The following is a 26,401-nucleotide window of genomic DNA, read 5'->3' as shown; positions in this document are numbered from 1 at the left end:
TCCCGGAATTGCTTTGGCTTAGATGAGACCTGCTTCCGTCATCAGGTCGGTTACCTTCTTGCTGTTCAGCTTGGAAGGCTCGACCTTGGGAGCCTGCAGGTCAGCAAGCGGAACCAGCTTCGGATTGGAAGCATCGCCATTACCGACGGCGTATTCATAGGAGTCGCCGTCACGCAGAACGGCCTGACCGCCCTTGCCGGTGATCCATTTCAGGAATGCCTGGGCTTCCTTCTGGTGCTGGCTGGAAGCCAGAACGGCACCACCGGAAATGCTGACGAAAGCGCCCGGATCCTGGTTCTTGAAATAGTGCAGCGAGACGTTCTTGCTGTTTTCGCCCGTCTTGGCCTGATCGCCGAACCAGTAGTAGTGGTAGATGACGGCGCCTTCGATCTCACCGGCATTGACGGCCTTCATGGCGACGCTGTTGCCCTTGTAGAAGCTGGCGTTTTCCTTCATCGCCTTCAGCCAGGCACGGGTTGCGTCCTCGCCCTTCAGTTCGAGAAACGCGCTGACGATCGCCTGGAAATCGGCGCCGGCCGGCGAAGCGCCCCAACGGCCCTTCCACTTGGGATCGGCCAGATCGAGCATCGACTTCGGCAGATCGGCTTCCTTCAGCTTGGTCTTGTCATAGGCAAAGACCGTGGAGCGGGCGGCAACGCCGATCCAGTTGCCATCGGCAGCCTTGAAGGTTTCCGGCACCTGGGCGAGCGTGGCGGCATCGACCGGCGCAAAGAGCTTGTTGGCGTCGACCAGCGTCATGCCCGGCGAATTTTCCGTCAGATAGACATCAGCGGGGGAGGCAGCGCCTTCCTGGATGATCTGGTTGGCAAACTGCATGTCGCTGCCATTGCGGATCGTGACCTTGATGCCCGTTTCCTTGGTGAAGCCATCCGCCCACGCCTGCGTCAGCGTTTCGTGCTGGGCGTTATAGACCACGATTCCTTCGGAATCGGCGGCATTTGCCATCATCGGAGCAACGGCAAGCCCTGCGGCAAGCGCCAACGCACTGGTGAGATGAGAAAAGGAAAAAGTCATTAAGTCCTCTCGCTTGAAAGTCGCTGCCCCAGGCAGCAATAGGATAGCCTATATTTTTCCTGACCATTTTTTTCAAGTTTACAGTCGCACCTTGTTATCACAAAAGTTTGAGAAAGCAGTCAAGATTTAGCCGCGATCTCGGCAGCGAGGTCGAGCCAGGCTTTGCCGGCATGTGAGAGATAGCCGCCTCGCCGCCATATCCACGCCATATGCCACTCCATATCGGGCTCGATGACGAGCGCATGGCTGACGCCGGGGCGGTGCCTCTGTTCGGCGATCAGCCGTGGCAGGAAGCCGACGCCGAGACCGGCAGCGACAAGCTCGACAATAAAATTGATCTGGCTTGAACGGGCGGCGATATCGGGCGCGAAGCCGGCGGACCGGCAAGCATCCAGAATGATGCCGTTGAGGGCGAAGCCGGTTTCGAACAGGAGAAAGGCATTGCCCTTGAGCGCCGCCATCGGCACCTTCTCCTGCCCAGCCAACGGATGGGACGACGGCAGCAGCACATGCATCGGCTCGCAGCGCACGCTTTGAGACTCGAAGGCTTCCGGCGTCGGCAGCAGCGAGGCACCAAGATCGACCTCATCAGCAAGAACCATTTCTTCCAGCCGCCTGGCTCCCTGCTCCTCCAACTTGATCTCGATACCCGGATAGCGATTGCGGAAGACGGCAAATACAGGCGCAAACAGCGCATCGTTGCCGATCGGCGGCAGGCCGAGGCGCAGTGTACCGCGGGCAAGGCCGCGCAATTCGGCGAGTTCGGCAAGCAGATCGTCGCGTCCAGCGAGGATTCCGATTGCCCGCCGATAAACCACCTCGCCGGCATCGGTCAGGGTCGTGCGGTGTCCGATGCGATTGAGCAACGGCAGGCCAAGCTCGTCCTCGAGCTGGCGCACGGCTTTGCTCACGGCGGATTGCGTTGTGAACACCACCTTCGCCGCTTCCGAAAAGCCGCCTTGGCGCACCACTTCGACAAAGGCTCTCAAGGTTCGAAGTTCCATAAGCATTCCATACAGGACTGATTTCAATGAAATCAATTCATTTTGCTCATGGAGAGAAAGAACCTATCTTCCGGCTAAAAGATTTCTCCGAGTTTCCTATGCATATCGACCTGAAAAACCGACCGAAACTGAGCCGTCTGGCCCAGATTGCCCTGCTTTTGGCCTTCTGGCAGGCGGGTGAGGCCATCGCGCGCCTGGCGCATCTGCCGATTCCGGGCGCCATCATCGGCATGCTGCTGGTGCTGGCGCTGCTGGCAAGCGGCAAGATCAAACCCGCGAGCATGAAACGCGGCGCGGAATGGTTTCTCGCCGAGATGCTGCTGTTTTTCGTGCCGGCCGTTCTGGCGGTGCTCGATCATGGCGAATTCATCGGAATCGTCGGGCTGAAGGTGCTCGCAGTCATCTCCGCCGGCACCCTCATCGTCATGAGCGTCACCGCGATAGCGATCGACATCGGCTACCGCCTGATGATGCGCCAGGGAGCATCTCACCATGTCCACCATTGAAGCGATCGCGGCAGGCCTGTTCTGGCCGTTGGCGACGATCGGCCTCTATTATGTTTCCAAGGCGCTCTATCACCGCTGGCCGTCGCTGTGGCTTTCGCCGCTGGTGGCAGCCCCGGCCGTGCTGATCGTCGTCGCGCTTTTGGCGCATGCGAGCTACCAGGATTATATGCATGACAGCCGCTGGCTACTGGCTCTGCTAGGGCCGGCAACCGTCGCCTTCGCGGTGCCGATCTATGAACAGCGGGACCTCATCAAGCGCTACTGGCCAGTGCTGTTGTTCGGCGTTGCCGTCGGCAGCACGACGGCGATGCTCTCGGCCTGGTGGTTTGCCAGCCTTCTCGGCCTCGATGAAAGCCTGCGCCTCAGCCTGATGCCCCGCTCCATCAGCACGCCTTTCGCCATGGTGGTGTCGGGCGATATTGGCGGCGTGCCCAACCTCACCGCCGTCTTCGTCGTCGTCACCGGCCTCTTCGGCGCCGTCGTCGGCCAGATGCTTCTGAGGTTTCTGCCGTTGCGGTCGGGCATTGCTCGCGGGGCGCTGTTCGGGATGGGAGCCCATGGCGTCGGCGTCGCCAAGGCGCATGAGATTGGCCGCGAGGAAGGATCCATCGCCGGATTGGTGATGGTGCTGGTGGGGTTGACGAATGTGCTGGCGGCACCGCTGATCGCCTGGCTCATGCATTAGGCCTGAACGAAAAAGGCCGCGGCACTCTCATGCCGCGGCCTTTTTTGGATGCGAAAATGCGCCTCAGGTGTCGCGCGTTTCCAGCGTCTTGCTGAAGAAGATCGCGACCAGCGTGCAGATCACGCCCGACAGCAGGTAGAGGCTGGTATAGACGAGACCGAACTGGCTGGAGAGGGCAAGCGCCACGAAAGGCGCGAAGCCTGCACCGAGCAGCCACGACAGATCGGACACGAGGGCCGAACCGCTATAGCGATAGCGCTGCGTAAAACGCGAAGCGCTGGCGCCGGCCGCCTGACCGAAGGAAAGTCCGAGCAACGTAAAGCCGAGGACCACGTAGATGTGGCGGCCAGTCGTTCCGCCGTCAAGCAGCCAGGGTGCGACGAAGGCAAAGCAGGCGATCAGCACCGCGCCGATGGCGAGCTGATTGCGGCGACCGATCCGGTCGGCGAGCAAACCGGAACAGATGATGGCGAGAATGCCGCAGATCGCGCCGAGGAATTCCATCAGCAGGAACGAGGCCGTGGTTTGCTGGCTATAAAGCGTCGCCCAGCTGAGCGGGAAAACCGTCACCAGATGGAAGGTTGCAAAGCTTGCGAGCGGCACGAAGGCACCGATCAGCACATCACGGCCGTGCAGGCGCAGAAGCTCGGTCATCTTGACGGGCTCAAGCTCATGGCGCTCCAGAAGCGTGCCGAATTCTTCGGTCGCGACAAGGCGCAGGCGGGCAAAGAGCGCGACGACGTTGACGGCGAAGGCGCAGAAGAATGGATAACGCCAGCCCCAATCGAGGAAGTCCGCCGTGTTTAGGCTCGTGACGAAATAGGCAAACAGGGCGCTTGCCAGCATGAAGCCGATCGGCGCGCCGAGCTGCGGAATCATCGCATACCAACCGCGACGATTGGTCGGGGCATTGAGAGCAAGCAGCGAGGCCAAGCCATCCCAGGCACCGCCGAGCGCAAGGCCCTGGCCGATTCGGAAGAGCGCGAGCAGAACGATCGCATAGGCGCCGACTTCGGAGTAGCCGGGCAGGAAGCTCATCGCCGCAGTGGAGCCGCCGAGCAGAAACAGCGCGATGGTGAGCTTGACGCCGCGGCCATACCTACGGTCGATCGCCATGAAGATGAACGAGCCGATGGGGCGGGCGATGAATGCAAGCGAGAACACCAGGAAGGATAGCAGTGTTCCATGCAGGGGGTCAGCAAAGGGGAACATCAGCTTCGGGAAGACCAGAACCGAGGCGATGGCATAAACGAAGAAATCGAAAAACTCGGACGTGCGACCAATGATCACGCCGATGGCGATATTGCCTGGAGCGACGGAGCCGCCGGCATGCATGCTGCGGGCATCGCTTTCAAGCGTTGAAGATGTGGGGTTTAGTGTTTCATGTGTCACGCTGACCATGTAGGGAGCCTCCCTCTCCGAGCACGAACTCCTCCACGAATTCGTGCATAATCAAAATGTTTATCAAACGTGCGAACATATCAAGTGTCAGACATGAAATAATTCGCAAATTAGCGATCAAACCTGCCGTTTCCAGCCTCCGTCGCCGCTGGTCACGCATGGGGAAAAGACGGCCTGTGGCCATTTGTTCCGATCCGGGTATATTAGCTCGCATAAAAGCGCATGATCGACGGAAAACCTTCTGGATTTTGCTAGGTTTTCCCGATAGGTGGGACCGCATTCCATACCGCATTGCACGCGCATTTGCTGCGGTGCGACGAAACACCTCATATCGTTCATGACCACCGTCCTTTAGTCGCGGTAGGGTCGAAACAAAAAGAGCTTTAAGACGTGCTAAGACTATTCAAGATTTTCAGCCGTTTGTCCGTCATCCCATTGTTCTTGCTGCTATCCGGCTGCAATTTGGTGGTGATGGATCCATCCGGCGATATCGCCATGCAGCAGCGAGACCTCATCATCATTTCGGTCGTGCTGATGCTCATCATCATCATCCCGGTGATCTTCCTGACGCTGTATTTCGCCTGGAAATACCGCCAGTCCAACAAGGAAGCGACCTACGAGCCGGAATGGCATCATTCGACGCGTCTGGAGCTGGTCATCTGGTCCGCTCCGCTGGCCATCATCATCGCCCTCGGTGCGGTGACCTGGATCAGCACCCATCAGCTCGACCCCTATCGTCCTCTCGACCGTATCGCCGCCGACAAGCCGCTCAGCGCCGATGTGAAGCCGCTGACCGTCGAAGTGGTCGCGCTCGACTGGAAATGGCTCTTCTTCTATCCGGAATACGGCATCGCCACCGTCAACGAGATGGCAGCTCCGGTCGACCGCCCGATCAACTTCAAGATCACGGCATCCGCGGTGATGAATTCCTTCTTCATCCCGGCGCTGGCCGGCCAGATCTACGCCATGCCCGGCATGGAGACGAAACTGCACGCCGTCATCAACCATCCCGGCGAATTCCAGGGCCTGTCCGCCAACTACAGCGGCGCCGGCTTCTCGCACATGCGCTTCAAGTTCCACGGCTTCAATCAGGCCGATTTCGACCAGTGGATCCAGAAGGCCAAGAGCCAGGGCACAGCCCTCGGCCGTCCGGAATACCTCGCTCTCGCCAAGCCGAGTGAGCGCGAGCCGGTCCGCTACTTCAATGCCGTGGACGATGGTCTCTACAATGCCATCCTCAATATGTGCGCCGATCCGAGCAAAATGTGCATGAACGAAATGATGCATATCGACGCCAAGGGCGGCGGCGGCAAGGAAAGCCACGAAAACCGCGAGCGCCTGATCTACGACAATCGCGATGGCGGCCCGGCTTCAGTCACTCCCGTCAAGGCCGAAGGCGGCGCCGGCCATACCATGCAGCACGGAGACAATTCGATGCAGGGCATGGATATGGGCAACGGCTCTTCTTCCGATTCGTCGACCGGTTCGGCGCAGCACCAGGGTCATTGATCCGGTGCGCTTAGTAACAAGACATTTATAAGGACAGAGGCAATCCATGTTTTCCAACCCGGACCTCTATAAATTCATCTTCGGTCGGCTAACGCTCGATCAGATCCCGTATCACGAGCCGATCCTCGTCGCGACCTTCACTGCCGTCGCGCTCGGCGGCATCGCTCTGCTCGCCGTGCTGACCTACTTCCGCGTATGGGGCTATCTCTGGAAAGAGTGGCTCACCAGCATCGACCACAAGAAGATCGGCATCATGTATGTCGTGCTCGCGCTGATCATGTTGCTGCGCGGCTTTTCTGACGCGCTGATGATGCGCCTTCAGCAGGCGATCGCCTTCAACGGTTCCGAAGGCTACCTGCCGCCGCACCACTACGACCAGGTTTTCACCGCCCACGGCGTCATCATGATCTTCTTCGTGGCGATGCCTTTCGTGACCGGTCTGATGAACCTTGTCGTTCCGCTGCAGATCGGCGCCCGCGACGTCTCCTTCCCGTTCCTGAACAACTTCTCGTTCTGGATGACGACGGCAGGCGCGATCATCATCATGATTTCGCTCTTCATCGGCGAATTCGCCAAGACCGGCTGGCTCGCCTACCCGCCGCTTTCCGGCATTGCCTATAGTCCCGATGTCGGCGTCGACTATTATATCTGGGGCCTGCAGGTCGCGGGTATCGGAACGACGCTTTCAGGCATCAACCTGATCGCCACCATTGTCAAGATGCGCGCGCCGGGCATGACCTTCATGAAGATGCCCGTCTTCACCTGGACGTCGCTCTGCACCAACATCCTGATCGTTGCATCTTTCCCGATCCTGACCGCAACGCTCGCCCTTTTGACCCTTGATCGCTACGCCGGCACGAACTTCTTCACGAACGACCTCGGCGGCAATCCGATGATGTATGTCAACCTCATCTGGATCTGGGGCCACCCGGAAGTCTACATCCTGATCCTGCCGGCCTTCGGCGTGTTCTCGGAAGTCGTCGCCACGTTCTGCGGCAAGCGCCTCTTCGGTTACGCGTCGATGGTTTACGCCACCTGCGTGATCATGATCCTCTCCTACCTCGTCTGGCTGCACCACTTTTTCACCATGGGCTCGGGCGCCAGCGTCAACTCCTTCTTCGGCATCACGACGATGATCATCTCGATCCCGACGGGTGCGAAGCTCTTCAACTGGCTGTTCACGATGTATCACGGCCGCATCCGCTACGAAGTGCCGATGCTGTGGACCGTCGGCTTCATGGTGACCTTCACCATCGGCGGCATGACCGGCGTCATGCTGGCAATCCCGCCGGCCGACTTCGTGCTGCACAACTCGCTGTTCCTGATCGCCCACTTCCATAACGTGATCATCGGCGGCGTGCTCTTCGGCATGTTCGCGGGCGTCAACTACTGGTTCCCGAAGGCTTTCGGTTTCAAGCTCGACCCGTTCTGGGGCAAGATGAGCTTCTGGTTCTGGCAGATCGGCTTCTGGTTCGCCTTCATGCCGCTCTACATCCTCGGCCTGATGGGCGTTACCCGGCGCGTCAGCCAGTTCGACGATCCCTCGTTGCAGATCTGGTTCGTGATCGCGGCGGTCGGCGCCGGCATGATCGCCATCGGCATCGCCTGCTTCCTGATCCAGCTCGTCGTCAGCTTCATGAAACGCGAAGAGCTGCGCGATCACACCGGCGACCCCTGGAACGGCCGTACGCTGGAATGGTCGACCTCGTCGCCGCCGCCGGCCTACAACTTCGCCTTCACGCCGATCGTCTACGATCACGATGCGTGGTGGGACATGAAGAACCGTGGCTACAAGCGTCCGACCGAAGGCTTCATCCCGATCCATATGCCGAAGAACACGGGCACGGGCGTCATCCTCGGCGTTCTCTCGATCGGCTTCGCCTTCGGGATGATCTGGTACATGTGGTGGCTCGCCGCCATCACCTTCGTCGCGATGATCGCCATTACGATCGGCCATACCTTCAACTACAAGCGTGACTACCACATTCCCGCCGACGAGGTCGTGAAGACCGAGAACGAGCGTACGAAGCAGCTGGCAGGACAGGTGTAAGACGATGACGACCCATACCGCAAACGCTCCCATGGATGGCGAAACACCCGCCTTCTACCTGAAGGAGGAGCATCACCCGGAAGGCAGCACCATGCTGGGCTTCTGGATCTACATCATGAGCGACTGCCTGATCTTCGCAGTCCTCTTTGCCACCTATGCCGTGCTTGGCCACAGCTATGCGGCCGGTCCTTCGCCGGCCGACCTGTTCGAGTTGCCGCTCGTCGCCCTCAACACGGCGATGCTGCTCTTCTCGTCCATCACCTACGGTTTCGCCATGCTGGCGATGGAGAAGGACAACAAGTCGGGCACGCTGATGTGGCTGACGATCACGGGCATCTTCGGCGCCCTGTTCATCTTCTTCGAACTCTATGAGTTCTACCATTTGATCCTCGACGGCGCCGGCCCGCAGCGCAGCGCCTTCCTGTCGGCCTTCTTCACGCTGGTCGGCACGCACGGTCTGCACGTCACCACCGGTATCGTCTGGCTGATCACGCTGATGGTACAGGTTGGCCGCTACGGCCTGATCGCCGAAAACAAGCGTCGCCTGATGTGCCTTTCGATGTTCTGGCACTTCCTCGACGTCGTCTGGATCGGCGTGTTTTCCCTCGTCTACCTCATGGGAGTTCTCGGATGAGCTCGAACGCAAATCATTCGCATCATTCCGGCGACGCTCACGGCCACGACCACCACCATGGCGGCCACGAGGCTTCTCACGGCACCTACAAGAGCTACATGACGGGGTTCATCCTCTCCGTCATTCTGACGGCCATCCCCTTCTGGCTGGTCATGGGGAAGGTCTTCTCAGATCCGGCCGTTACCGGGGCGATCGTCATGATCCTCGGCGCGATCCAGATCATCGTGCACATGATCTACTTCCTGCACATGAACACCCGCTCGGAAGGCGGCTGGAACATGATGGCACTGATCTTCACGATCGTCCTCGTCATCATCGCACTGTCCGGCTCGCTCTGGGTCATGCATCACCTCAACGCGAACATGATGCCCATGTCGCCCGAGATGATGCGCAACATGCCATAAGACCAAGCGGTGGGCCTTCAGCCGAAGGCCCACCCTCCCCCGGCTAGAGATATTGGTCGGACGCCGCGCGACGCATTCTTCAGAACGCCTGACATCGCGGCCGAACTCTTCAAAGACCACGCGTGATCTGAAGGGGCGAAAACAGACCCTTCCGAAATCATGCGGCAGCGCGTCCCCGGAGACCAGCGCCATGACCGACATTTCCTCGATTGCATCGCAAGGCAAGCCGCGCTCGACGATTGGCCTTGCCATCTGGGTGTTCCTGCTTCTGCTCCTCACAGCCCTGCTCATCGGGCTCGGCACATGGCAGGTCAAGCGGCTGCATTGGAAGCTCGATCTGATCGCCAGGGTCGATTCGCGCGTGCATGCTGCGGCTGTACCAGCGCCCGGCCCTGCGCAATGGGCTGATATCACCGCCGAGAATTCCGAATACAAACATGTGCAGGCGAGCGGCATCTTCCTCAACGACAAGGAAGTGCAGGTCTATGCCTCGACGGTACTCGGCGCCGGCTATTGGGTGCTGACGCCGCTGAAGCAGGCCGATGGCACGACTACTATCGTCAATCGCGGCTTCGTGCCGACCGACAAGCGCAATCCGACGACACGCCCTACCGGCCAGATCGGTTCGGAAACGACAGTCACGGGACTGCTGCGGATCAACGAGCCCCAGGGCACGCTACTGCGCTCCAATGTTCCCGCGGATGAACGCTGGTATTCGCGCGACGTGACGGCAATTGCCGCGGCTCGCGGCCTGCAGAACGTTGCACCCTACTTCATCGATGCGGACGATACGAAGAATCCCGGTGACCTGCCCGTGGGAGGGCTGACGCAAATCGCCTTTCACAACAGCCACCTCGTCTATGCCATCACTTGGTATGGATTGGCGGCAATGACGTTCGGCATGGCCGTCTTCCTGATTTACTTCGAGCGGCGGCGGCCAAAGACAAGCCGTTAAGCCTATCGCTCCGACCGCGATCCCGCCCGAAAGGCTCTGCGCGCTTCTCCTAGTATCACTCTACTTAGAGCGCCGTGCTTTCTTCCGGAAGCGCAAATGTCGCTCTAATTTTTTGAATCTACGCATCAGGCTTTCCGAAAATCGATTCTGATTTTCGGCCCGATGCTGTAGCCATCTGCGGGAAACGGAGCTGCCAGCGCCTGCCGTCGCTGGTCATCTCCACGAGGCCGAACGGTTCCACATCGATCGTCCAAAATGCCGAAGCCGGCGCGTGCAGCACATGCAGGATCGCGGCGCGGATGACGCTCGCATGGGTGACGACGACGGTATGTCCGTCGTCATGGACATGACGTCCCATCCATTCGTCGATGCGCCGCATGACCGAGGACAGGGATTCACCGCCATGCGGCGCGGCGGCAGGGTCTGTCATCCATGATACGAGGGATTCCGGATCGCTTTCATGAAGTTCGGCGAGCGACCGTCCGCGCCAATCGCCATAGTCGCAGTCGCGCATTTCAGGTTCCGGGGTCGCGTCGAGGCCAAGGAGCGCGGCCGTCTGGCGCGCGCGCAGTGCCGGGCTCGTCCAGACACGGTCGACCGTGCCGAGCTGAGCAAGAGATGGGCCAAGTTGCTGGACAGCCTTCTCCTCCAGCGGCTCATCGTCGGGGAAGCGGCCCTTCCGATTGGCCTCCGTGGCACCGTGGCAAATCCAGGTCAGACGCACCTTCATGACATTCGCTATCCTATGCCTCGTTGCGGTTTGGCACTTGCTTCCGCGGTGTTCTTTGCTCCGTAGCCGGTATTCATCGCCTTCACTGATCGCCGATCGCACGAATGACGCGCGCTGGGTTTCCTCCGACAAGCATATTCGGCGGAACATTCCTTGTAACAACCGAACCCGCGGCCACCACCGAATTTTCGCCAATCGTCACCCCGCCGACGATCGTTGCGCCGGTCGCAATCCAGACGTTCCTCTCGATCACGATTGGTTTCCCAATCGTGATGGCGCGGCGCTGCGAAGGTTCAAGCGGATGACCTGCCGTGATGATGTTCACGTTTGGCCCGATCATCACATCGTCGCCGATATCCAATCCGCCAAGGTCATAGAAAGTGCAATTCTGATTGACGAAGACGTTGTGGCCGACACGAATTTCATTTCCGCCGGCTGTGTAGAATGGCGGGATCAAGACCAAACTCTTGTCCACTTCCCGACCGATGAGTTCGCTGAACAAGGCTCGCACTTCGTCCGCGTCGTTGAAGGTCAATCGGTTGAGCTTGGCGGTGAGCGCCATTGCTCGCTTGACGTTTGCCAGCATGGCGGCCGATTCCGGCGTCCTACCGTGAATAATCTTCACGCCACCCTCATTCGACATTTACCGCTTTTCCTTTCGCTGCATTCGAGCCCGTTTTTCGAGTGTCGGAACCGCACCGAGATTCGACGGACATACTGGCAAAGCAGAAGGCTGGAATCTACCTGGTTCCGAAGTTGAGCAAAGAGGCCACGCATGCACGCGCTTGATTGACAACCATCTTTGCGGGCAGATATAAACTTGCAGTTACGGGTGTGGAAGCCGGTGGAATTCCGGCGCGGTCGCGCCACTGTAATCGATGACGAAAACTTCGCCCTCGAGAGCCAGACCCTTCCCGTAAGAACCCTTCCGCAAATGGAACGCGCTTTTCTTCAAGAGGGATAACAATGTCCGATACCGCTTTCGCACCGTCCGCGATACCGCAGCCGATACCGCTCGGCCAAATCCTGCCATGGGCCGTCTTCGCCGGCCTGCTGATGCTTCTGGCGATCTACTTCGTCGGTGCTGAAGAAGGCGCGACCTCGCTGATTTCGGGCATGTATGTGCACGAGTTCGTGCATGACGGCCGTCATCTCCTCGGTTTCCCCTGCCACTAAGGGAGCAGGCACATGGTTGGACGTCTTTTGCTCCGCGGCATGATCGTCGGGGCCCTCGCTGGTATTTTCATTTTCGCCTTCGCCCATACGTTCGGCGAACCACTGGTCGATTGGGCAATCGGCTTTGAAGAAAAGACTGCCCAGGCTGCGGGTGAGGCGCCGGAAGCGGAAATCGTCAGCCGCGCCACGCAGGCGGGCATCGGTCTGTTTACAGGCATCATGATCTTCTCGACAGCGATCGGCGGATTGTTCGCGCTGGTCTTCTCCTTCGTCTATGGTCGCATCAGCCCGCTCGGCGCGCGTGGCACGGCGGCACTGCTTGCCATCGCCGCTTTCGTGACGATTTCGCTCGTTCCCGATATCAAGTATCCGGCAAACCCGCCGGCTGTCGGCAATCCCGACACGATCGGCGCGAGAACCGAGCTGTTCTTCATCATGATCCTCGCATCCATCGTCGGCATGATCGTCGCCGTCGGTTTCGGTCGCCGGCTGGCGGCACGCTACGGATCATGGAACGGCGCGATCATCGCCGGCATCGGCTACATCGTCTTCGTCACGCTGATCCAATACTTGCTTCCGGCGATCAACGAAGTGCCGGAACAATTCTCGGCAGCCGTGCTCTGGCGATTCCGCCTGACCTCTCTCGGGATGCATGCCATCCTCTGGACCGTGCTCGGGCTCGCCTTCGGAGCGTGGGCGGAACGTCAGCTGCCACAGGCGCGCTATCGCAACAACGCGGCGCTGCGCCGGGCCTGACATGATACGCCAATCGCATCCCGCGCACCCACTCGTGCGCGGGAAAGGCCGCATTAGAAGCGGTGTGCCGTTTGCCGCCATTTGCTTCATCCTCTCCATCTGGCCAACAGTGCTTGCAGCCCACAGCGGTGGATCATCCGGAAGCCAGGCTGGCATCCCGATACCAAGCCTCACCCATGGTGAAATGGCTGTCATCGCGCCCTATTATGGGCGGATTGTTGCAATCGGAGAGGCAGCATCGGACACGGACGAAACCTTCCGCCGGCTGCTGAACTTCACACAGATCCAGCGGGCCTATTGTCTATGGGGCATGATGCCCGGCAGCGTCAGCGACGAGGAAAGCCCGTTCAACGAATGCTCGCACGCCTATCTTGCGGCGGCCAAAGCGGTCTTGCTGCATATGCGGACGATGAGTGATGAGAAGGCTCAAGCCGGGAATCTCGTTTCCGATATCGATGAAACGCTCGTGCGCAACAATCTGTCGCTCGTTCTCTGCCAATTCAGCAGTGAGAACTTCAACACGGCCGATCTCATAAGGCCGAAGCTTGCCGGCATCCTCGGGCATGCCAAAAGTCTCATGGCTATCCTGTCGATCCTGGCGGCAATTATCGGCTGCCTGGGGCTGACGGCACGCGCGTTGCAGACGAACAGGCACCCTTAAAGAAACACCGCCGCGGAAAGCGGCGGTGTTTTCTGCTTGGCAATAATATGCACTTTACCAGTCACGCGGGCGGCCGCGCCAGCCGTCTCCGCGCCAGCCGCGGTCTTCGCGCCAGTCATCGCGATGATGGCGGTGACCATGCCAGCCCCACGGTGGCGGCGGTGGCGGTCTGCGATAGCCCCAACGCGGCGGCGGCGGACCCCAGCGGTTCGGGCGGCATTCGCCCCAAGGGGTGGCATGCCAGCCACGGCCGCAGGCGTAGTCCGCATTGACGACCGGCGCTCCGGACGTCGTTACTCCGGCCGGTGCCCCGACAGCGGGAATCGGCATTGCTTCTGCCGACGATACAGCCAATCCGCCAAGCAATGCGGCAATGGCAATCACGGTCGATCTCATCTTCAATGGTCCTCTGTCCAAGTCCCTAACACGCAGGATTTAACCCCTGAAGGTATGAACGTCGGCTGAACCGAAAAAGGTGTTTTTTGGGCGAAATCAAGATGGCCCGATGCGAACCGGCCGGCCGAAAACCGCACGCCCGACCGATCGGAGGCGCGCTGAACCAGCGCTAATGCAGGGCGTTCGGCCGTCCTCGCGCGTCACGAGAGTTTCATCAACGAGGCTTACACCGGAAATATCACTTGGCATAAAGGAGTTAGAGATGGTCGACCTCGCTTCAAGCAGTTCAGAGAGCGGCAACGCCAATCACCCAATTCACGGTACGGCAGGCTCGGCGAAGTGGTTCCTGCCGCTGTTCGGCATCGTCGTCCTCGGCGGTCTCGCCTATGTCGGCTACGCGCTCGGCAGCGATCTTGCCGAGGCAGCGGCGGTTCCGTGGATCCTGCTCGGCCTCGCGCTGCTCATCGCGCTCGGCTTCGAGTTCGTCAACGGTTTCCACGATACGGCCAATGCCGTCGCGACTGTCATCTACACCCGTTCGCTGCCGGCGGAATTCGCCGTCATCTGGTCCGGCTTCTTCAACTTCCTCGGCGTTTTGACATCGTCGGGTGCGGTTGCCTTCGGCATTCTTGCGCTTCTGCCGGTCGAGCTGATCCTGCAAGTCGGCTCCGGTTCGGGCCTCGCCATGGTCTTCGCCCTCCTGATCGCTGCCATCATCTGGAACCTCGGCACCTGGTATCTCGGTCTGCCGGCGTCGAGCTCCCATACGCTCGTCGGTTCCATCATCGGCGTCGGCCTCGCCAACCAGTTCCTGGCGCCGGCCGGCTCCGCCACCAGCGGTGTCGACTGGTCGCAGGCAAGCAGCGTCGGCATGTCGCTGCTGCTGTCGCCGATCATCGGCTTCGGCGCCGCCGCGATCCTGTTGCTGGTTGCCAAGGTCCTGATCCGCAACAAGGCACTTTATGAAGCGCCGAAGGGCAACGCACCACCGCCGATCTGGATCCGCGGCCTGCTGATCTTCACCTGCACAGGCGTCAGCTTTGCCCACGGCTCGAACGACGGCCAGAAGGGCATGGGCTTGATCATGCTCATTCTCATCGGTCTCGTACCGACTGCCTTCGCGCTGAACCGCACCCCCGATATCAACTATCTCGACGCCTACAAGGCTGCCTCCGTGCAGGTCGAGACGGTGCTCGGCAAATATGTAAAGCCCGGCGTCGCTGCTCCTGCCGATCCGAAGGCTGCCGTCAGCGCCGCCGTGAAAAGCAAGACCTGGTCGGATGTCACTACGCCGGCACTGCAGGCCTATATTCACGCAACAAGCGCCTCGATTGCGGCCTATCCGAGCGTCGAGAAGCTGCCGAACGGGCTCGTCAGCAACGTCCGCAACGACATCTACCTCATCGGTGAGTCACTGAAGCTGATCGACAAGCAGAAGCTGCTGCCGATGAGCGCCGCCGACCTGAAGGCCGTCACCGATTATCACGCCGCCGTCGATCACACGACCAAGTTCATCCCGCTCTGGGTAAAGGTTGCTGTTGCACTGGCGCTCGGCCTTGGCACCATGGTCGGCTGGAAGCGTATCGTCGTCACCGTCGGCGAGAAGATCGGCAAGACACACCTGACCTATGGCCAGGGCGCCGCCGCCGAAGTTGTGGCAATGCTGACGATCGGCGCTGCCGACCACCTCGGCCTGCCTGTATCGACTACGCACGTCTTGTCCTCCGGCGTCGCCGGCACCATGGCGGCCAATGGTTCCGGCCTGCAATGGTCGACCGTGCGCAACATGCTGATGGCCTGGATCCTGACGCTGCCGGCCTCGATCGCGCTCGCCTTCGTGCTGTTCATCGTGCTCCGTCAGGTTTTCTGATCGATCCGTTCGAACGATGCAGCCGGCTCGCCCGGCAAGCGCGGAAATGAAAATGGCGCTCTTTGCAGAGCGCCATTTTTCTTGTTGCCGCATCCCCACACATGGCGCCACAACGCCATATACAGTGACAATCCGCAGGCTCGCCTCCTCAGAATTGGCGGGGCGCTCGCAGTAGACTCACGAGCGAACGGTTTCTTTCCTGCTGCCATTGGCACCGAGGCCGGAGAGCTTTGCCAGCTCGGAACGCCGGTTGGCATAATTCTGTGCAACCATCGGATAGCTGGGAGCCAGGCCCCATTTCTGTCGGTATTCCTCAGGCGTCAGCCCGTAGTGCACACGCAAGTGGCGCTTTAGCGTCTTGAAGCGTTTGCCGTCTTCCAGGCAGACGATGTACTCGTTCGTCACCGATTTCTTCAAATCCACCGCCGGCACAAGATTGCTCCGTTCGGGTGCAGCAGGGGCTGCATCCAGGCTATGCAACGCATCGTGAATATCCTTGATCAGCCTTGGAAGACTGGCGACCGGTATGGTGTTGTGACTGACATAGGCCGAAACGATCTTCACACAGCCATCAAACGATGAATGCATCTGTGGCAGGGCGGGTATTTTTCTCTCGCTGAAAGAATCCATGATCTTTTCCCGGGTCTCATAAGGTTCCTCGTGCGCCGCCTCGCCCGATCGTTTCAAGCAGGGCGTCCGTTGCCGAATGCCCCACCGTTTCAAGTCGCGCAGGTTTCCCTGCGCATGATCCCTCGGACATTACCGAGGGCAGAATGCGCACCCATCAGGTGCGTCCGCGATCACAATCGATAGCCTCTCGCTCCAAAACCTGCCTCCGCCGCCATTTGCGAGAGCTCGCTGGCTGATTCGGCAACATAGGCCGCCAGCTTGTTGCAGAGGGTAACGAGCGGCATATCAAGCATGAATGCCGTATGTGTCGGATCTCCTTTGCAGTGGTGGAGAGTCTGAAGGATCAGCTTGCGCTCGACATCCCGCACGGTCTGACCGACGAGTACGCCGACAGCCTCATCGATGAGTTGCCTTGCCGGTTGCCCTTCCCGAAAACGAAGGAGGACTTCTTCAAGCAGCCGATCCTCGCTCGCCGTCGTTATGACGATATCCTTGGCGCCGTCTCCAAGTTCGCAAAAGACGTAGAGGCCGCTTTCCGCATCTATCGTCACGCGTCCCAGGATATCCGCCGCTTCCTCACGAACAAGAATACAAGGCGCGGGCCCATCGACAAACTGCGCTGAGTGGGATCCGCTCTCGGCAAGCAACACGTCCCGAAGTCGTCGCTCCAGGGCGCGCAACAGCGTCTTCGCCTTCAGCTGACGCGCTGCGCCTGCCCCGAAATCCCCGTATCTCGGCGAAAAGAGCGACTGCCTCATCATGACAACACCCGTGCGGGCGATGCAGGGCTCTCCGATGGGCGGAACGCCTTCGTCCCACTCGCATCCTGTACCAGGGCTGCTACCTTGCTGGGCCGGACGATGATGGAGAGGCTCATTCCATCCCCCGCAGGCCGATCTTACCTTTGTGTCGGCGTAGCTTCGGCGACGACACCGGCTTCGACAAAAGGAAGCCCTGCACATGAGTAGCACCCGCCGCGCGGGCCGCTTCGAGGTGAGACCAGGTTTCGATGCCTTCAACGACGACGTAGGGTGCAAGGCAGCCGGCAAAGCCTACGAGATGGGAAAGGCTATCGTGACCGTCGCGACCCCGCCTGTTGTCCCGCAGGAAGGCCGCGTCGATCTTGACGATATCGGCGGTAACCTGCAGCAGGGATGCCGGTGTGGCGAAGCCGGTGCCGAAGTCGTCGATCGCAACGCGACACCCGAGCGAACGGATTATTTTCACTCGCTCGATAGCAGCGCCGACCAGGGGATAGGTTTCGGTGATCTCCACCACAAGCCGGGATGCGAGTTCCGCCTGGTTGCTGATTCGGCCGAGAATATCGGCGAATCGATCCGGTTGAGAGAGGCTGGAAGCAGAAAGATTGCAGCCGAGAACCAGCGTCTGATCGGCGGCGAGAGCCGTCAGCACCATGTCGAGAATACGCAGGTCAAGCGCGAACCAACGATCCTGCCGTTCGAGGAGGGACACAAATGTGCTGGCTGCGTGTACAGTTCCGTCTGCCTCCGTTACACGCGCAAGGCTCTCGGCATAAAGCTGCTTTCCAATATTCGCGGCATCGTGGATCCACTGGGTCGCAAATCCCAAGCCGCCCTCAGAAATCGCCTTCAAAATCAGGCTCTTATGCCCTTCATCAGTATGGCTGAGGTTAGCGTTCATCGCGTTTCCCTATCGGCAGGGAACGGGCTCGGGGCGCGGCTGCGGAGCCAATCAACGATGATTGACAACAGTGTGGCGGACACCGAAATGTCAGATTTCTGGCGCTGTAAATCCGCGTCATCCATCTTCCAGACACCCTCAAACCCTAATCATTAGGGTCCCCTTCATCGAGCTGGAAATATCGCACAGAAGACCATAGTCAACCACGACGCCGCCACGTCATCGCCGACTTCCTTTATCTATTGCTAATACACTAACTAGCAACCCTTTGCAAAAGTCAATCGACGCACGTCCTTGTCATATATAACTCAACTAAAATATTAACGATTTTCGCCGGTCATCCGTCGCGCATTTCGCGCGGCCACCACGCGTTTTGCCGAGCGGCATCAAGAGCTGAATTCAATGACGGCAATTCGGCATGCCATAGTTTCTCCCACTCCAGACTGACGACACCAGCATAGCCGTCGGCGGCAAGCACAGACCGCAGTGTCGCCATCGGAAATTCGCCGCTGCCCGGCAACACATAGGTGTAGGGCAATCGCGGCCCGGCTTTGGAAATACTGTCCTTCACATGAACATGCCGGGTATTGCGCCGAACCAGCTTCCAGGTTTCGGCCGGATCCTGGCCGCCCTTGCGCCATGTGTGATGTGTGTCCCAAAGCAGCGCGCAATCGGGTGCGGCTTCCAAGAAGCGAGCGATCGCATCCGGTGTTACCAGACAATCATGGGTCTCGATCGTCATCTCCGCGCCGAACCCTTCTCGGCGGGCTGTTTCACTCCACCATTGCAGCGTCGCCAAGGCCTCTTCGAGTTCCCTCTGATCCCCGGTTTCACCGCCGTCAAAAACCCTTAACGAGCGGACGCCGGCAGCTTCGGCCCAAGGGAGATAGCGCAGAAACTCTTCCTTGGATTCCGATGTCGCGCCGACAAGACGCAGCGAGGTGTCGAACGCGCAGAGGCCCACCGGTGCGCGCTCTAGGGCCTTGGCAAGACCGGACGGCGAGCCGAACCTTTCGGTGAAATAGGCGGGCAGATCGATCGTGCCACCAAGGGCACGGATTTCGATAGCGTCGAGGCCGTGATGCGCTGCCAGGGCAAGCGCCTGATCCAGTTCTAGATCCGCACATCCCAGCGTGGAAAATGCCAATATTACGAGTGGCACATCGTTATCAACGGCAATCACCACGGCCTCCTCCGCCTGGTTTCCGATGCCCGCGACGAATTCGAAAAACAGGTGCGCTCCACCTTTTTCGCGCCGCCGGCGCGTGACACAAGTAACCAAATGGATAATTATAAACCCGTACCTGATCGTCAAGAGGCATTGGAGCACTTCCAGGAAAAGTGCCCAGCGGTTTCTGTCATGAATGGGAAAGAGAATAGGAGTATGGAGCGTTTCCGTGACTCAAAGAAGAACTGAAACGCTCTCTGTCAGCATCCGCGAGGTGCAGATGCTGGTCGCTTTCGATCCGAGCAAGAACTCGAGCGTGGAGGCGGGATATCCCTTAAGATGGAAAGGCTATCCCTGCCAGACGATGGGATGGGTTTTTCCGGTCGCGACATTGACGAAGCCTTCCGGCGCCCTTTCCGACGGGGCCACCAGAACCCAGCGCCAAGGCGCACAGGTCAGCGTCGCAAAGGAGAGACGTTCCGGAAAGCCCGGCCACCAGCGCGGCGAGAATGTCGGCTCATACATCCACTCGATGCCGGCGCCAGCCTCATAGAGCTTTTGCATCTCGGCATCCAATTCTTCCGCCGATCTCGCGGTCATCAGGCCACCAACTTCATAGTGGACGCGGGCTATGACCTTGCCGCCCGACACCAGCACCCAGCCGCCCTGCTGCTCGTTGAGCGCGTTGACGACCATGGCCATGGCCTCGTCCGAGGAGCCGACAACCCAGATATTGTGCTTGTCGTGACCGAGCGTGGCGCCAAGCGCTGTGTCGGGCGTGCGCGGCCCGGTGCCGAGCCAGAACATGCGGCCGACCTTGGCTTCGCCGGAGAAACGATCGACGATGGCGAATTTGGTGACGTTGCGGTCGGAATCGCGCTGGACCGCGCCGTCGCGGACGGGCAGGTCCATCGTGATGAAATCATCGGCCCAGTGGAACGGCCGCAAAAGCGCTGCTTTCGCTGTGTCGGCATCCGACGGGGCAGCGATGCGAAAATCCTCGGCCGAGACTGTCCTATCGATCCGGACCGTCTTCGTCGCCCAATCCGGCCAATCGATCTCGGGGCGAACGCCGACAAAGGTCTTGCCTTCGGAAGCCGGCTTTCCATCCGCCCATACCTTGGCGATCGACAATGTCTTCACATCGTCCAAAAGCACGATATCGGCGAAACGACCGGGCGCGATCGAGCCTACCCAGGGCGTAAGCCGCATATGGCGGGCGGGATTGATCGTCACGCATTGAATGGCGATCTCAGGCGCCAGCCCGTTCTCGATAGCAAGCCGGACATTATGATCCGTCGCGCCAATCTTCAGCGTGTCGGAAGCACTGCGATCGTCGGTGACGAAAGCGAACTGCGACCAGTCGGAAAGGCCCTTCTCGATCAGCCCGCGAATAACCTCCGGCAGGGAATGCGGACGAAGCTCGATGAACAGACCGTGAGTGAGCTTTTCCCAGATTTCATCGAGGAACCAGCCTTCGTGATCGGAAGCAAGACCAGCGCCTGCAAAAGCATTGATGGACGCCAGATCGCGCAGACCCGCGCCATGCCCCTCAACAACGCCGCGCTGCTCGAACGTAGCGCGGATCATGCCCCAGAGCCGGTCGTAAGCCGGATTCTCCGGATTGCTGACCGACGGCCAATCCATGACCTCGTCGAGACCGGCTACCATCAGGCTTTCGCCGAGAAAGGCTTTCTGCTCGTCATAGCCAAAGTGGCCGCCACCCCATTCATAAGCGGTCGGCGGCACGGCCGAGCCGGGCAGCGGGAATATCTTCATCGGCGAGCCGCGGCGACGCGCCTCCAACCAGAATTCCAGATTGCGGGCGCCATTGACATTGGAAAACTCATGACTTGCCTCGCAGGTCCATGTCACGCCATGCGGCATGACAAGGGCGGCTTCCCATTCCGGCGTCAGATGCGAGCTTTCGATATGCTTGTGCGCCTCGCCGAAACCGGGAACAGCTGCAAGATGCGGCTCATGCAGGCGTTCGCCGACCTCGCCGGTGTAGCTGCCGGCCGGGCCGACGTAGGCGATCCGCCTGCCCTTGATGACGATTTCCTGATCTTCGAGCCAGGTGCGGCTGTGCACGTCAAGCAATCGGCCGACGCGCAGCAAGCGATCGGCGGGGCTGCGGCCAAGCGCGGTCAGCGTCAGATCCTGGCGGATCAGCACCTCGTCCGCGGCGTTGACAAGCAGATCGTCGGGAAGATTTGTCGTGGGAAATGTCATGATTGGCATGCCTGCAGGGAGTTCGATCCATCGAGGGTAAAGATGGCGGTCCGCCGTGTAAAGCGACTTGCCCGACTTGGAGGAAACCAAACCATCTCAATGAGTTGCATTACCGGCTCCGATGCGCGCCAAAATACCCGCCCTCTCGATTTCGAGGCCGAAAAACTGCCTACTGCTCAATTGTTGGGCTTGTAAAGCCGATGCTCGAAAAATAGTATCCTGCAAGCTTGAAGCATCTGTGGGATTACTCGGATTAAAGGATCTATAATGAAGGGCCTCTCTCTTGCTCGTGTCGCGGGCATTGCCATTGTTGCTGCGACTGCCGCTCTGCCGGCTTACGCCCAGGCAAAGACGCTCACCGTTTCATGGTGGGGCTACAATGGCGAGAAGATGCAGGCCAACATCATCGAGCCGTTCAAGAAGATCTGCGGCTGCGACGTGGTATTCGAAACCGGCAACAATGCCGACCGTCTCAACAAGCTGAAACTGCGCGGCGGCAAGGGTGTCGATGTCATCTATCTCACTGACAGCTACTCGCAGGTCGGCATTCAGCAGGGCCTCTTCCAGGAAATCGATCGCAGCAAGATCCCGAACCTGGCCGATCTCTACGACATCGCCAAGGCGCCGCAGGGCAATTACGGCCCCGCCTATACGATCGGCCGCGTGGGAATCGTCTACGATACGGCGAAGGTCAATCCGCCGATCACCTCCTGGAACGATCTCTGGCGCAGCGACCTGAAGAGCGCCGTCTCGCTTCCGGGCATAACCACCACTGCGGGCCCGCTGACGGTTTTGGAAGCCGGCAAACATGCCGGTGTCGATGCCTACTCGGATGCCGACAAGGCCTTCGAAGCCATCGCGGCACTGAAGCCGAATGTCGTCAAGAACTACAACACCGGCTCCGAGTTGGTGAACCTGATCTCGACGGGTGAGGTCAAGGTGGCGCTGGCGCAAGACTTCGTTCTGACATCGATGCGCGCGGCCGTTCCGACGATGGGTTGGGCCGACCTTAAGGAAGGCGATATCGCCACCCTCAACACGGTCAACATTCCGAAAGGCTCGGAGAATGTCGAGCTTGCGCATCAGTTCATCAACTTCGTCCTGTCCAAGGACGTGCAGCAGGCGGAGGCCGAACAAGGCGTCGATGCACCGGTCTCCACCAAGGTCGAGCTCTCGCCCGAGAAGGCCAAGCTCTGGACCTATGGCGCCGACATGATCGCCAAGCTCAGCCGGATCGACTATCAGAAGCTGAACGAAGCACAATCGGACTGGATCGATCGCTGGAACGAGATCTTCGGCATGTAATGAAGACGTGCCGCAGCGCAATCCGCCCCGCGGCACTCTTATGGAATTCTTCTGATGAAGCATCTTGCAAAATGGGGTTTGACTGCGCCGGCCATTATCGCCGTGACGCTGTTCCTGCTCGTCCCGGTGATCATCACGATCGCGGCGACATTCGGTGAGCCGAAGGGCCTGTTTTCTCCCTACATCACCTTCTTTACCAGCGGCTTTCGTCGCACGGTGCTCTTCAGGACGATCGAGATAGCGCTGATCACCACGACAATCTCCTTGATCATCGGCTTCATCGCCGCCTATGTGATCGCGCAGATGCCGGGCCGCGCCAAGAGCGTGATGATCATCGCCGCCGTGTTCCCGCTGCTGACGGGCGTCGTTGTGCGCTCCTTCGCCTGGCTGATCATTCTGGGCAAGAACGGCATTCTCAATACCATCCTGCTATCGATCGGCGTCATCAGCGAGCCGCTCTCCATGCTCTATACGGAGGGTTCAGTGATCGTCGCGATGGTCTATCTTTTCGTGCCGCTGATGATCCTGACGCTCGTCGGCGTGCTTGAAGGCATACCGCAGGATCTCATTCAGGCTGCAACCTCACTCGGCGCAACACCGGCCGCGACATTCCGGCAGGTCATCCTGCCGCTTGCCACGCCGGGCCTCATCGTCGGCGCGGTGCTGGTCTTCACCGGCAGCTTCACCTCCTACGCCACCCCGCAGCTGCTCGGTGGCGAAAAGCAGATGATGATGGGCACTTTCCTCTATCAGCGCGCCATGGTCACATTCGACTGGGTCGGCGCCTCGACGATCGCCGCCATCATGGTCGTCGTGACGATCGGGATCGTGGCGATCATGAGCCGCATCGCACGGCGTCTCAATCCGATGGCGGTGTGATCATGACAAAATCGGTTCATCCCGCACTGATCGCCCTCACGGCCTGCATTTTCCTGTTTCTGCTGGCGCCGCTCGTCATCATCATCGGCGCTGCCTTCAGCGACACGACCTACCTCACCTTCCCGCCGCAAGGCCTGACGCTGCGCTGGTTCTCGAATATTTTTCAGATCGAGGCCTTCCGGACGACCGCGATCACCAGCCTGCAGCTCGCCTTCCTCGGAACGGCGCTTTCCCTGCTGATCGGCATTCCGGCTGCCTATGCCATCAGCCGCTACAGGGTGGAGCTGCCGCGCTGGCTTTCGACACTCTTCGTGCTGCCGATCCTCGTTCCGGAAATCGTCTTCGGCTTTTCGCTGATGAAATCGATCACCATCGGGCTCGGCCTGCCGATCTTTCCGAGCCTCTTGATCGGCCACGCGCTGCTGGTGCTGCCCTATTCGGTGCGTGTCGTCAGCGCCAGCCTCGCGAGCTTCGACTTCTCGATCGAGGAAGCTGCCATCAGCCTCGGCTGCCCGCCCTTGAAGACCTTCCTGACGGTGGTGCTGCCGAATATCCGCGCCGGCGTCATCGCCGCCTTCATCCTCGCCTTCATCACCTCCATCAACGATGTCTCGGTCTCGGTCTTCCTGACCGGGCCTGGCATCTCCACCCTTCCAATCCAGATCCTGGCTCATATGGAACAGTTCTTCGACCCGACCATCGCCTCGGTTTCCGTGCTGCTGATGCTCGTGACCGTCGCCGTCATGGCGATCGTCGAAGCCACCCTGGGTCTCACCTTCTTGACAAAGTAGCTGCCCGTGACCGTATCGCTCTCTATAAACTCCATCAGCGCTCATTACGGGAAGACGACCGTATTGCAGGATCTCTCGCTCTCCGTCGGCGCCGGTGAGCTGGTCTCGCTGCTCGGCTCGAGCGGCTGCGGCAAGACGACGACGCTGCGGCTTGTGGCCGGCTTCCTGCAGCCGACGGGCGGCACGATCAAACTGGGCGATCGAGATCTGACGACACTGCCGGCACATGCCAGGGATATCGGCTTGGTATTCCAGAATTATGCGCTGTTTCCGCATCTGACTGTGCTGGAAAACGTCGCTTTCGGCCTCAAGCAGCGTCGGATGGCAACCCAGGAACGCCAGCAGAAGGCGGGAGCCATGTTGGAACGCGTCGGCCTTTCCGGCCTCGGCGATCGCTTGCCGGGCGCATTGTCGGGCGGCCAGAAGCAGCGCGTGGCGCTTGCCCGGGCGCTCGTCATCGAGCCGCCGCTGCTGATGTTCGACGAACCGCTTTCCAATCTCGACGCCAAGCTCAGGGTCGACATGCGCGTTGAAATCCGGCAGCTGCAGCGCGCCAACGGCACGACCTCACTCTACGTAACGCATGATCAGGAAGAAGCTTTCTCGATCTCCGATCGCGTCGCCATCATGAATGCCGGCCGCATCATGCAGCTCGATACGCCGGAGGTTCTTTACCGCAAACCAGCCAACAGTTTTGTCGCCCGTTTCGTCGGCTTCGAGAACCTGCTGCCGCTACGGGCCGTCCAACGGGAAGGCGCCCTGGTGACGGCGGAAGGCGCTGGCGGCGCGAGGATCGCGCTTTCACAGGAAGACTTCGGTCCTATTCCCGACAGTTTTGTCCTCGGCTGCCGCGCCGACGGGCTCTCTGTGCAGCGGGAAGGTGATGGCCTGTCTGCGGTACTTGGGACACGAACCTATCTCGGACGTGCCTATCAATATCAGTGCACGACGCCGGCTGGCGATATTGTCGCCAACGGCGCACTGTCCGAACCGTTAGCGGCGGGCAGTGCTGCGGTGCTCGCGCCCGTGCCGGAACAATGCTGCATTCTTACCCCGGAAAAATAACGGCATAAGCTGTCGCAGTTTGTTTGCTGGAATGGGCCTTTCGGTTTGGCTGACAATCAGCCGGGAGGCGCCAGATGAATACGGATGTCCAGACACATCAGCCCATTCCTGCAGATGATCTCAATCGATCGTTGACCATCGTTGATCCGGACGGGCTTGACACGCGCCACGTATCCGTTGCCGGCGGCATATATACGATCCTCGTATCCGGTGCCGAAACGAATGGACGCTATTGCCTGATCGAAATGCTCGTGCCCGCCGGAGGCGGTCCGCCGCTGCATAGGCACGATTTCGAGGAGATGTTTTCCTTGCTCGACGGCGAACTCGAATTCACCTTTCGCGGAGAGACGCAGATCGTCCGGGCAGGACTAACCATCAACGTACCGGCCAATGCACCGCATGCCTTCAGGAATGTATCGGACAAGACCGCGCGCATGCTGTGCATGTGCGCACCGGCAGGACAAGAAGAATTCTTCGCGGCGGTGGGCTTTGTTGTCGAAAGCCGCGCATCACCGCCGCCGACGCAAACCACCGATGAACTGGCTGAAAAGGGCAAGCTGGTCGCAAGCCTTCTGCCTCGATATCGGACGGAGATGGTGAAAACCTGAACCGGGCATCAGCCCTGAGCGGGGTTAAGCTCCTCAGCTGTTATCAAATGCAAACGCCTGCTTGGAGCGGGCTTTGATCATCTAGATTGAGGTTACGTCAGCCTCCGCGGCCTCTTTGTTTACGAGGGTTGGATTATGATCCGCAGGCGGCTGTTCTGGCTTTGGTAGCGCTATGTATTGTATTGGGGGATTATTGGTTGCGGGGGCAGGATTTGAACCTGCGGCCTTCAGGTTATGAGCCTGACGAGCTACCGGGCTGCTCCACCCCGCGCCAGCGCAAATCCGGAGG

The 26,401-nt window shown here is 59.7% G+C and carries 27 protein-coding genes, 1 tRNA gene and 1 riboswitch; of the genes, 16 read left to right on the top strand and 12 right to left on the bottom strand.

Going from position 1 to position 26,401, the window contains the following annotated elements; genetic code table 11:
- Positions 1 to 18: 18 nt before the first annotated feature.
- Together ACIQJ2_RS27220 and ACIQJ2_RS27215 are read right to left on the bottom strand one after the other, a co-directional pair.
- Positions 19 to 1,035, bottom strand: coding sequence for an iron ABC transporter substrate-binding protein (locus ACIQJ2_RS27220; protein WP_199151040.1), 1,017 nt, complete (start codon positions 1,033 to 1,035; stop codon positions 19 to 21).
- Between the two features lie 119 nt (positions 1,036 to 1,154).
- Positions 1,155 to 2,039: a LysR family transcriptional regulator gene (locus tag ACIQJ2_RS27215; protein ID WP_199151041.1), complete on the bottom strand. Its 885-nt coding sequence runs from the start codon at positions 2,037 to 2,039 to the stop codon at positions 1,155 to 1,157.
- Between the two features lie 98 nt (positions 2,040 to 2,137).
- On the opposite strand from ACIQJ2_RS27215, the gene ACIQJ2_RS27210 reads away from it, so the two are divergent.
- Both ACIQJ2_RS27210 and ACIQJ2_RS27205 read left to right on the top strand, forming a co-directional pair.
- Positions 2,138 to 2,545 (top strand): CidA/LrgA family protein, encoded by a 408-nt coding sequence (locus tag ACIQJ2_RS27210; RefSeq protein WP_199151042.1) that lies wholly within the window; start codon positions 2,138 to 2,140, stop codon positions 2,543 to 2,545.
- A complete protein-coding gene (locus ACIQJ2_RS27205; protein WP_400674814.1) occupies positions 2,532 to 3,230 on the top strand; it encodes an LrgB family protein in 699 nt (232 codons plus the stop codon). The genes ACIQJ2_RS27210 and ACIQJ2_RS27205 overlap by 14 nt, the downstream gene beginning before the upstream one ends.
- A gap of 63 nt (positions 3,231 to 3,293) precedes the next feature.
- Here the strand turns inward: ACIQJ2_RS27205 and ACIQJ2_RS27200 are convergent, their stop codons facing one another.
- Positions 3,294 to 4,631: an MFS transporter gene (locus ACIQJ2_RS27200; protein ID WP_199151044.1), complete on the bottom strand. Its 1,338-nt coding sequence runs from the start codon at positions 4,629 to 4,631 to the stop codon at positions 3,294 to 3,296.
- Positions 4,632 to 5,021: 390 nt separating this feature from the next.
- Here ACIQJ2_RS27200 and cyoA point away from each other — a divergent pair, with 390 nt between their 5' ends.
- The 5 genes from cyoA to ACIQJ2_RS27175 all read left to right on the top strand — a co-directional run bounded on the left by cyoA (position 5,022) and on the right by ACIQJ2_RS27175 (position 10,183).
- Positions 5,022 to 6,140: a ubiquinol oxidase subunit II gene (gene cyoA / locus ACIQJ2_RS27195; protein WP_400674811.1), complete on the top strand. Its 1,119-nt coding sequence runs from the start codon at positions 5,022 to 5,024 to the stop codon at positions 6,138 to 6,140.
- 46 nt (positions 6,141 to 6,186) lie between these two features.
- The gene (cyoB, locus tag ACIQJ2_RS27190) at positions 6,187 to 8,190 is read left to right on the top strand and encodes a cytochrome o ubiquinol oxidase subunit I (RefSeq protein WP_199151046.1); all 2,004 of its coding nucleotides are present in this window, start codon (positions 6,187 to 6,189) and stop codon (positions 8,188 to 8,190) included.
- Positions 8,191 to 8,194: 4 nt separating this feature from the next.
- The gene (gene cyoC / locus ACIQJ2_RS27185; RefSeq protein ID WP_199151047.1) at positions 8,195 to 8,824 is read left to right on the top strand and encodes a cytochrome o ubiquinol oxidase subunit III; all 630 of its coding nucleotides are present in this window, start codon (positions 8,195 to 8,197) and stop codon (positions 8,822 to 8,824) included.
- Positions 8,821 to 9,228 carry a cytochrome o ubiquinol oxidase subunit IV gene (gene cyoD, locus ACIQJ2_RS27180; RefSeq protein ID WP_199095201.1) on the top strand — a complete coding sequence of 136 codons (408 nt, stop codon included), beginning with the start codon at positions 8,821 to 8,823 and terminating at the stop codon, positions 9,226 to 9,228. Before cyoC ends, cyoD begins: the two co-directional genes overlap by 4 nt.
- 190 nt (positions 9,229 to 9,418) lie before the next feature.
- The gene (locus tag ACIQJ2_RS27175; protein WP_400674807.1) at positions 9,419 to 10,183 is read left to right on the top strand and encodes an SURF1 family protein; all 765 of its coding nucleotides are present in this window, start codon (positions 9,419 to 9,421) and stop codon (positions 10,181 to 10,183) included.
- A gap of 118 nt (positions 10,184 to 10,301) precedes the next feature.
- Here the strand turns inward: ACIQJ2_RS27175 and ACIQJ2_RS27170 are convergent, their stop codons facing one another.
- Together ACIQJ2_RS27170 and ACIQJ2_RS27165 are read right to left on the bottom strand one after the other, a co-directional pair.
- Positions 10,302 to 10,913 (bottom strand): histidine phosphatase family protein, encoded by a 612-nt coding sequence (locus ACIQJ2_RS27170; protein ID WP_400674805.1) that lies wholly within the window; start codon positions 10,911 to 10,913, stop codon positions 10,302 to 10,304.
- An 82-nt stretch (positions 10,914 to 10,995) separates the two neighbouring features.
- Positions 10,996 to 11,556, bottom strand: coding sequence for a sugar O-acetyltransferase (locus ACIQJ2_RS27165; protein WP_400674803.1), 561 nt, complete (start codon positions 11,554 to 11,556; stop codon positions 10,996 to 10,998).
- A 193-nt stretch (positions 11,557 to 11,749) separates the two neighbouring features.
- A riboswitch (cobalamin riboswitch) is annotated at positions 11,750 to 11,822 on the top strand.
- Between the two features lie 57 nt (positions 11,823 to 11,879).
- Between ACIQJ2_RS27165 and ACIQJ2_RS27160 the strand changes: the two genes are divergently transcribed.
- From ACIQJ2_RS27160 to ACIQJ2_RS27150, 3 genes are read left to right on the top strand one after another with little or no spacing between them, the layout of a single operon-like run.
- Complete coding sequence (locus ACIQJ2_RS27160) at positions 11,880 to 12,089, top strand: CbtB-domain containing protein (RefSeq protein ID WP_199150104.1); 210 nt, start codon at positions 11,880 to 11,882, stop codon at positions 12,087 to 12,089.
- Between the two features lie 12 nt (positions 12,090 to 12,101).
- Positions 12,102 to 12,845, top strand: coding sequence for a CbtA family protein (locus tag ACIQJ2_RS27155; protein WP_400674801.1), 744 nt, complete (start codon positions 12,102 to 12,104; stop codon positions 12,843 to 12,845).
- Position 12,846: 1 nt separating this feature from the next.
- The gene (locus tag ACIQJ2_RS27150; RefSeq protein ID WP_400674798.1) at positions 12,847 to 13,506 is read left to right on the top strand and encodes a hypothetical protein; all 660 of its coding nucleotides are present in this window, start codon (positions 12,847 to 12,849) and stop codon (positions 13,504 to 13,506) included.
- Between the two features lie 54 nt (positions 13,507 to 13,560).
- On the opposite strand, the gene ACIQJ2_RS27145 is transcribed toward ACIQJ2_RS27150, so the two are convergent.
- A complete protein-coding gene (locus ACIQJ2_RS27145; protein WP_400674796.1) occupies positions 13,561 to 13,902 on the bottom strand; it encodes a GCG_CRPN prefix-to-repeats domain-containing protein in 342 nt (113 codons plus the stop codon).
- A 262-nt stretch (positions 13,903 to 14,164) separates the two neighbouring features.
- Here ACIQJ2_RS27145 and ACIQJ2_RS27140 point away from each other — a divergent pair, with 262 nt between their 5' ends.
- On the top strand, positions 14,165 to 15,772 hold the full coding sequence (locus ACIQJ2_RS27140) for an inorganic phosphate transporter (RefSeq protein ID WP_199150108.1): 1,608 nt from the start codon (positions 14,165 to 14,167) through the stop codon (positions 15,770 to 15,772).
- Positions 15,773 to 15,949: 177 nt separating this feature from the next.
- Here the strand turns inward: ACIQJ2_RS27140 and ACIQJ2_RS27135 are convergent, their stop codons facing one another.
- The 5 genes from ACIQJ2_RS27135 to ACIQJ2_RS27115 form a co-directional block, all read right to left on the bottom strand.
- Positions 15,950 to 16,402, bottom strand: a complete 453-nt coding sequence (locus ACIQJ2_RS27135) for a MucR family transcriptional regulator (RefSeq protein WP_400674793.1) — start codon at positions 16,400 to 16,402, stop codon at positions 15,950 to 15,952.
- Positions 16,403 to 16,572: 170 nt separating this feature from the next.
- Positions 16,573 to 17,163: a helix-turn-helix domain-containing protein gene (locus ACIQJ2_RS27130; RefSeq protein WP_400674791.1), complete on the bottom strand. Its 591-nt coding sequence runs from the start codon at positions 17,161 to 17,163 to the stop codon at positions 16,573 to 16,575.
- Positions 17,164 to 17,275: 112 nt separating this feature from the next.
- On the bottom strand, positions 17,276 to 18,064 hold the full coding sequence (locus tag ACIQJ2_RS27125) for an EAL domain-containing protein (RefSeq protein WP_400674789.1): 789 nt from the start codon (positions 18,062 to 18,064) through the stop codon (positions 17,276 to 17,278).
- Between the two features lie 337 nt (positions 18,065 to 18,401).
- Positions 18,402 to 19,247, bottom strand: coding sequence for a sugar phosphate isomerase/epimerase family protein (locus ACIQJ2_RS27120; RefSeq protein WP_400674787.1), 846 nt, complete (start codon positions 19,245 to 19,247; stop codon positions 18,402 to 18,404).
- A gap of 333 nt (positions 19,248 to 19,580) precedes the next feature.
- Entirely contained in the window at positions 19,581 to 21,464 is a 1,884-nt protein-coding gene (locus ACIQJ2_RS27115) for an adenine deaminase (protein WP_400674785.1), read from the bottom strand.
- A 267-nt stretch (positions 21,465 to 21,731) separates the two neighbouring features.
- On the opposite strand from ACIQJ2_RS27115, the gene ACIQJ2_RS27110 reads away from it, so the two are divergent.
- From ACIQJ2_RS27110 to ACIQJ2_RS27090, 5 genes are all read left to right on the top strand, one after another.
- Positions 21,732 to 22,769 carry an ABC transporter substrate-binding protein gene (locus ACIQJ2_RS27110; RefSeq protein WP_400674783.1) on the top strand — a complete coding sequence of 346 codons (1,038 nt, stop codon included), beginning with the start codon at positions 21,732 to 21,734 and terminating at the stop codon, positions 22,767 to 22,769.
- A 54-nt stretch (positions 22,770 to 22,823) separates the two neighbouring features.
- Positions 22,824 to 23,648 (top strand): ABC transporter permease, encoded by an 825-nt coding sequence (locus ACIQJ2_RS27105; RefSeq protein WP_199150113.1) that lies wholly within the window; start codon positions 22,824 to 22,826, stop codon positions 23,646 to 23,648.
- A 2-nt stretch (positions 23,649 to 23,650) separates the two neighbouring features.
- Positions 23,651 to 24,439 carry an ABC transporter permease gene (locus ACIQJ2_RS27100; RefSeq protein ID WP_210379078.1) on the top strand — a complete coding sequence of 263 codons (789 nt, stop codon included), beginning with the start codon at positions 23,651 to 23,653 and terminating at the stop codon, positions 24,437 to 24,439.
- 6 nt (positions 24,440 to 24,445) lie between these two features.
- Positions 24,446 to 25,504, top strand: a complete 1,059-nt coding sequence (locus ACIQJ2_RS27095; RefSeq protein ID WP_400674780.1) for an ABC transporter ATP-binding protein — start codon at positions 24,446 to 24,448, stop codon at positions 25,502 to 25,504.
- 74 nt (positions 25,505 to 25,578) lie between these two features.
- Complete coding sequence (locus ACIQJ2_RS27090; RefSeq protein ID WP_400674778.1) at positions 25,579 to 26,112, top strand: cupin domain-containing protein; 534 nt, start codon at positions 25,579 to 25,581, stop codon at positions 26,110 to 26,112.
- A 194-nt stretch (positions 26,113 to 26,306) separates the two neighbouring features.
- On the opposite strand, the gene ACIQJ2_RS27085 is transcribed toward ACIQJ2_RS27090, so the two are convergent.
- Positions 26,307 to 26,383, bottom strand: a tRNA-Met gene (locus ACIQJ2_RS27085).
- Positions 26,384 to 26,401 lie beyond the last annotated feature (18 nt).

The organism is Rhizobium sp. NPDC092011, assembly GCF_044756305.1.
Taxonomy (GTDB): Bacteria; Pseudomonadota; Alphaproteobacteria; order Rhizobiales; family Rhizobiaceae; genus Rhizobium.
Note: the sequence above shows the minus strand (reverse complement) of the source record. Positions and strands in the feature narration are given on the sequence as shown.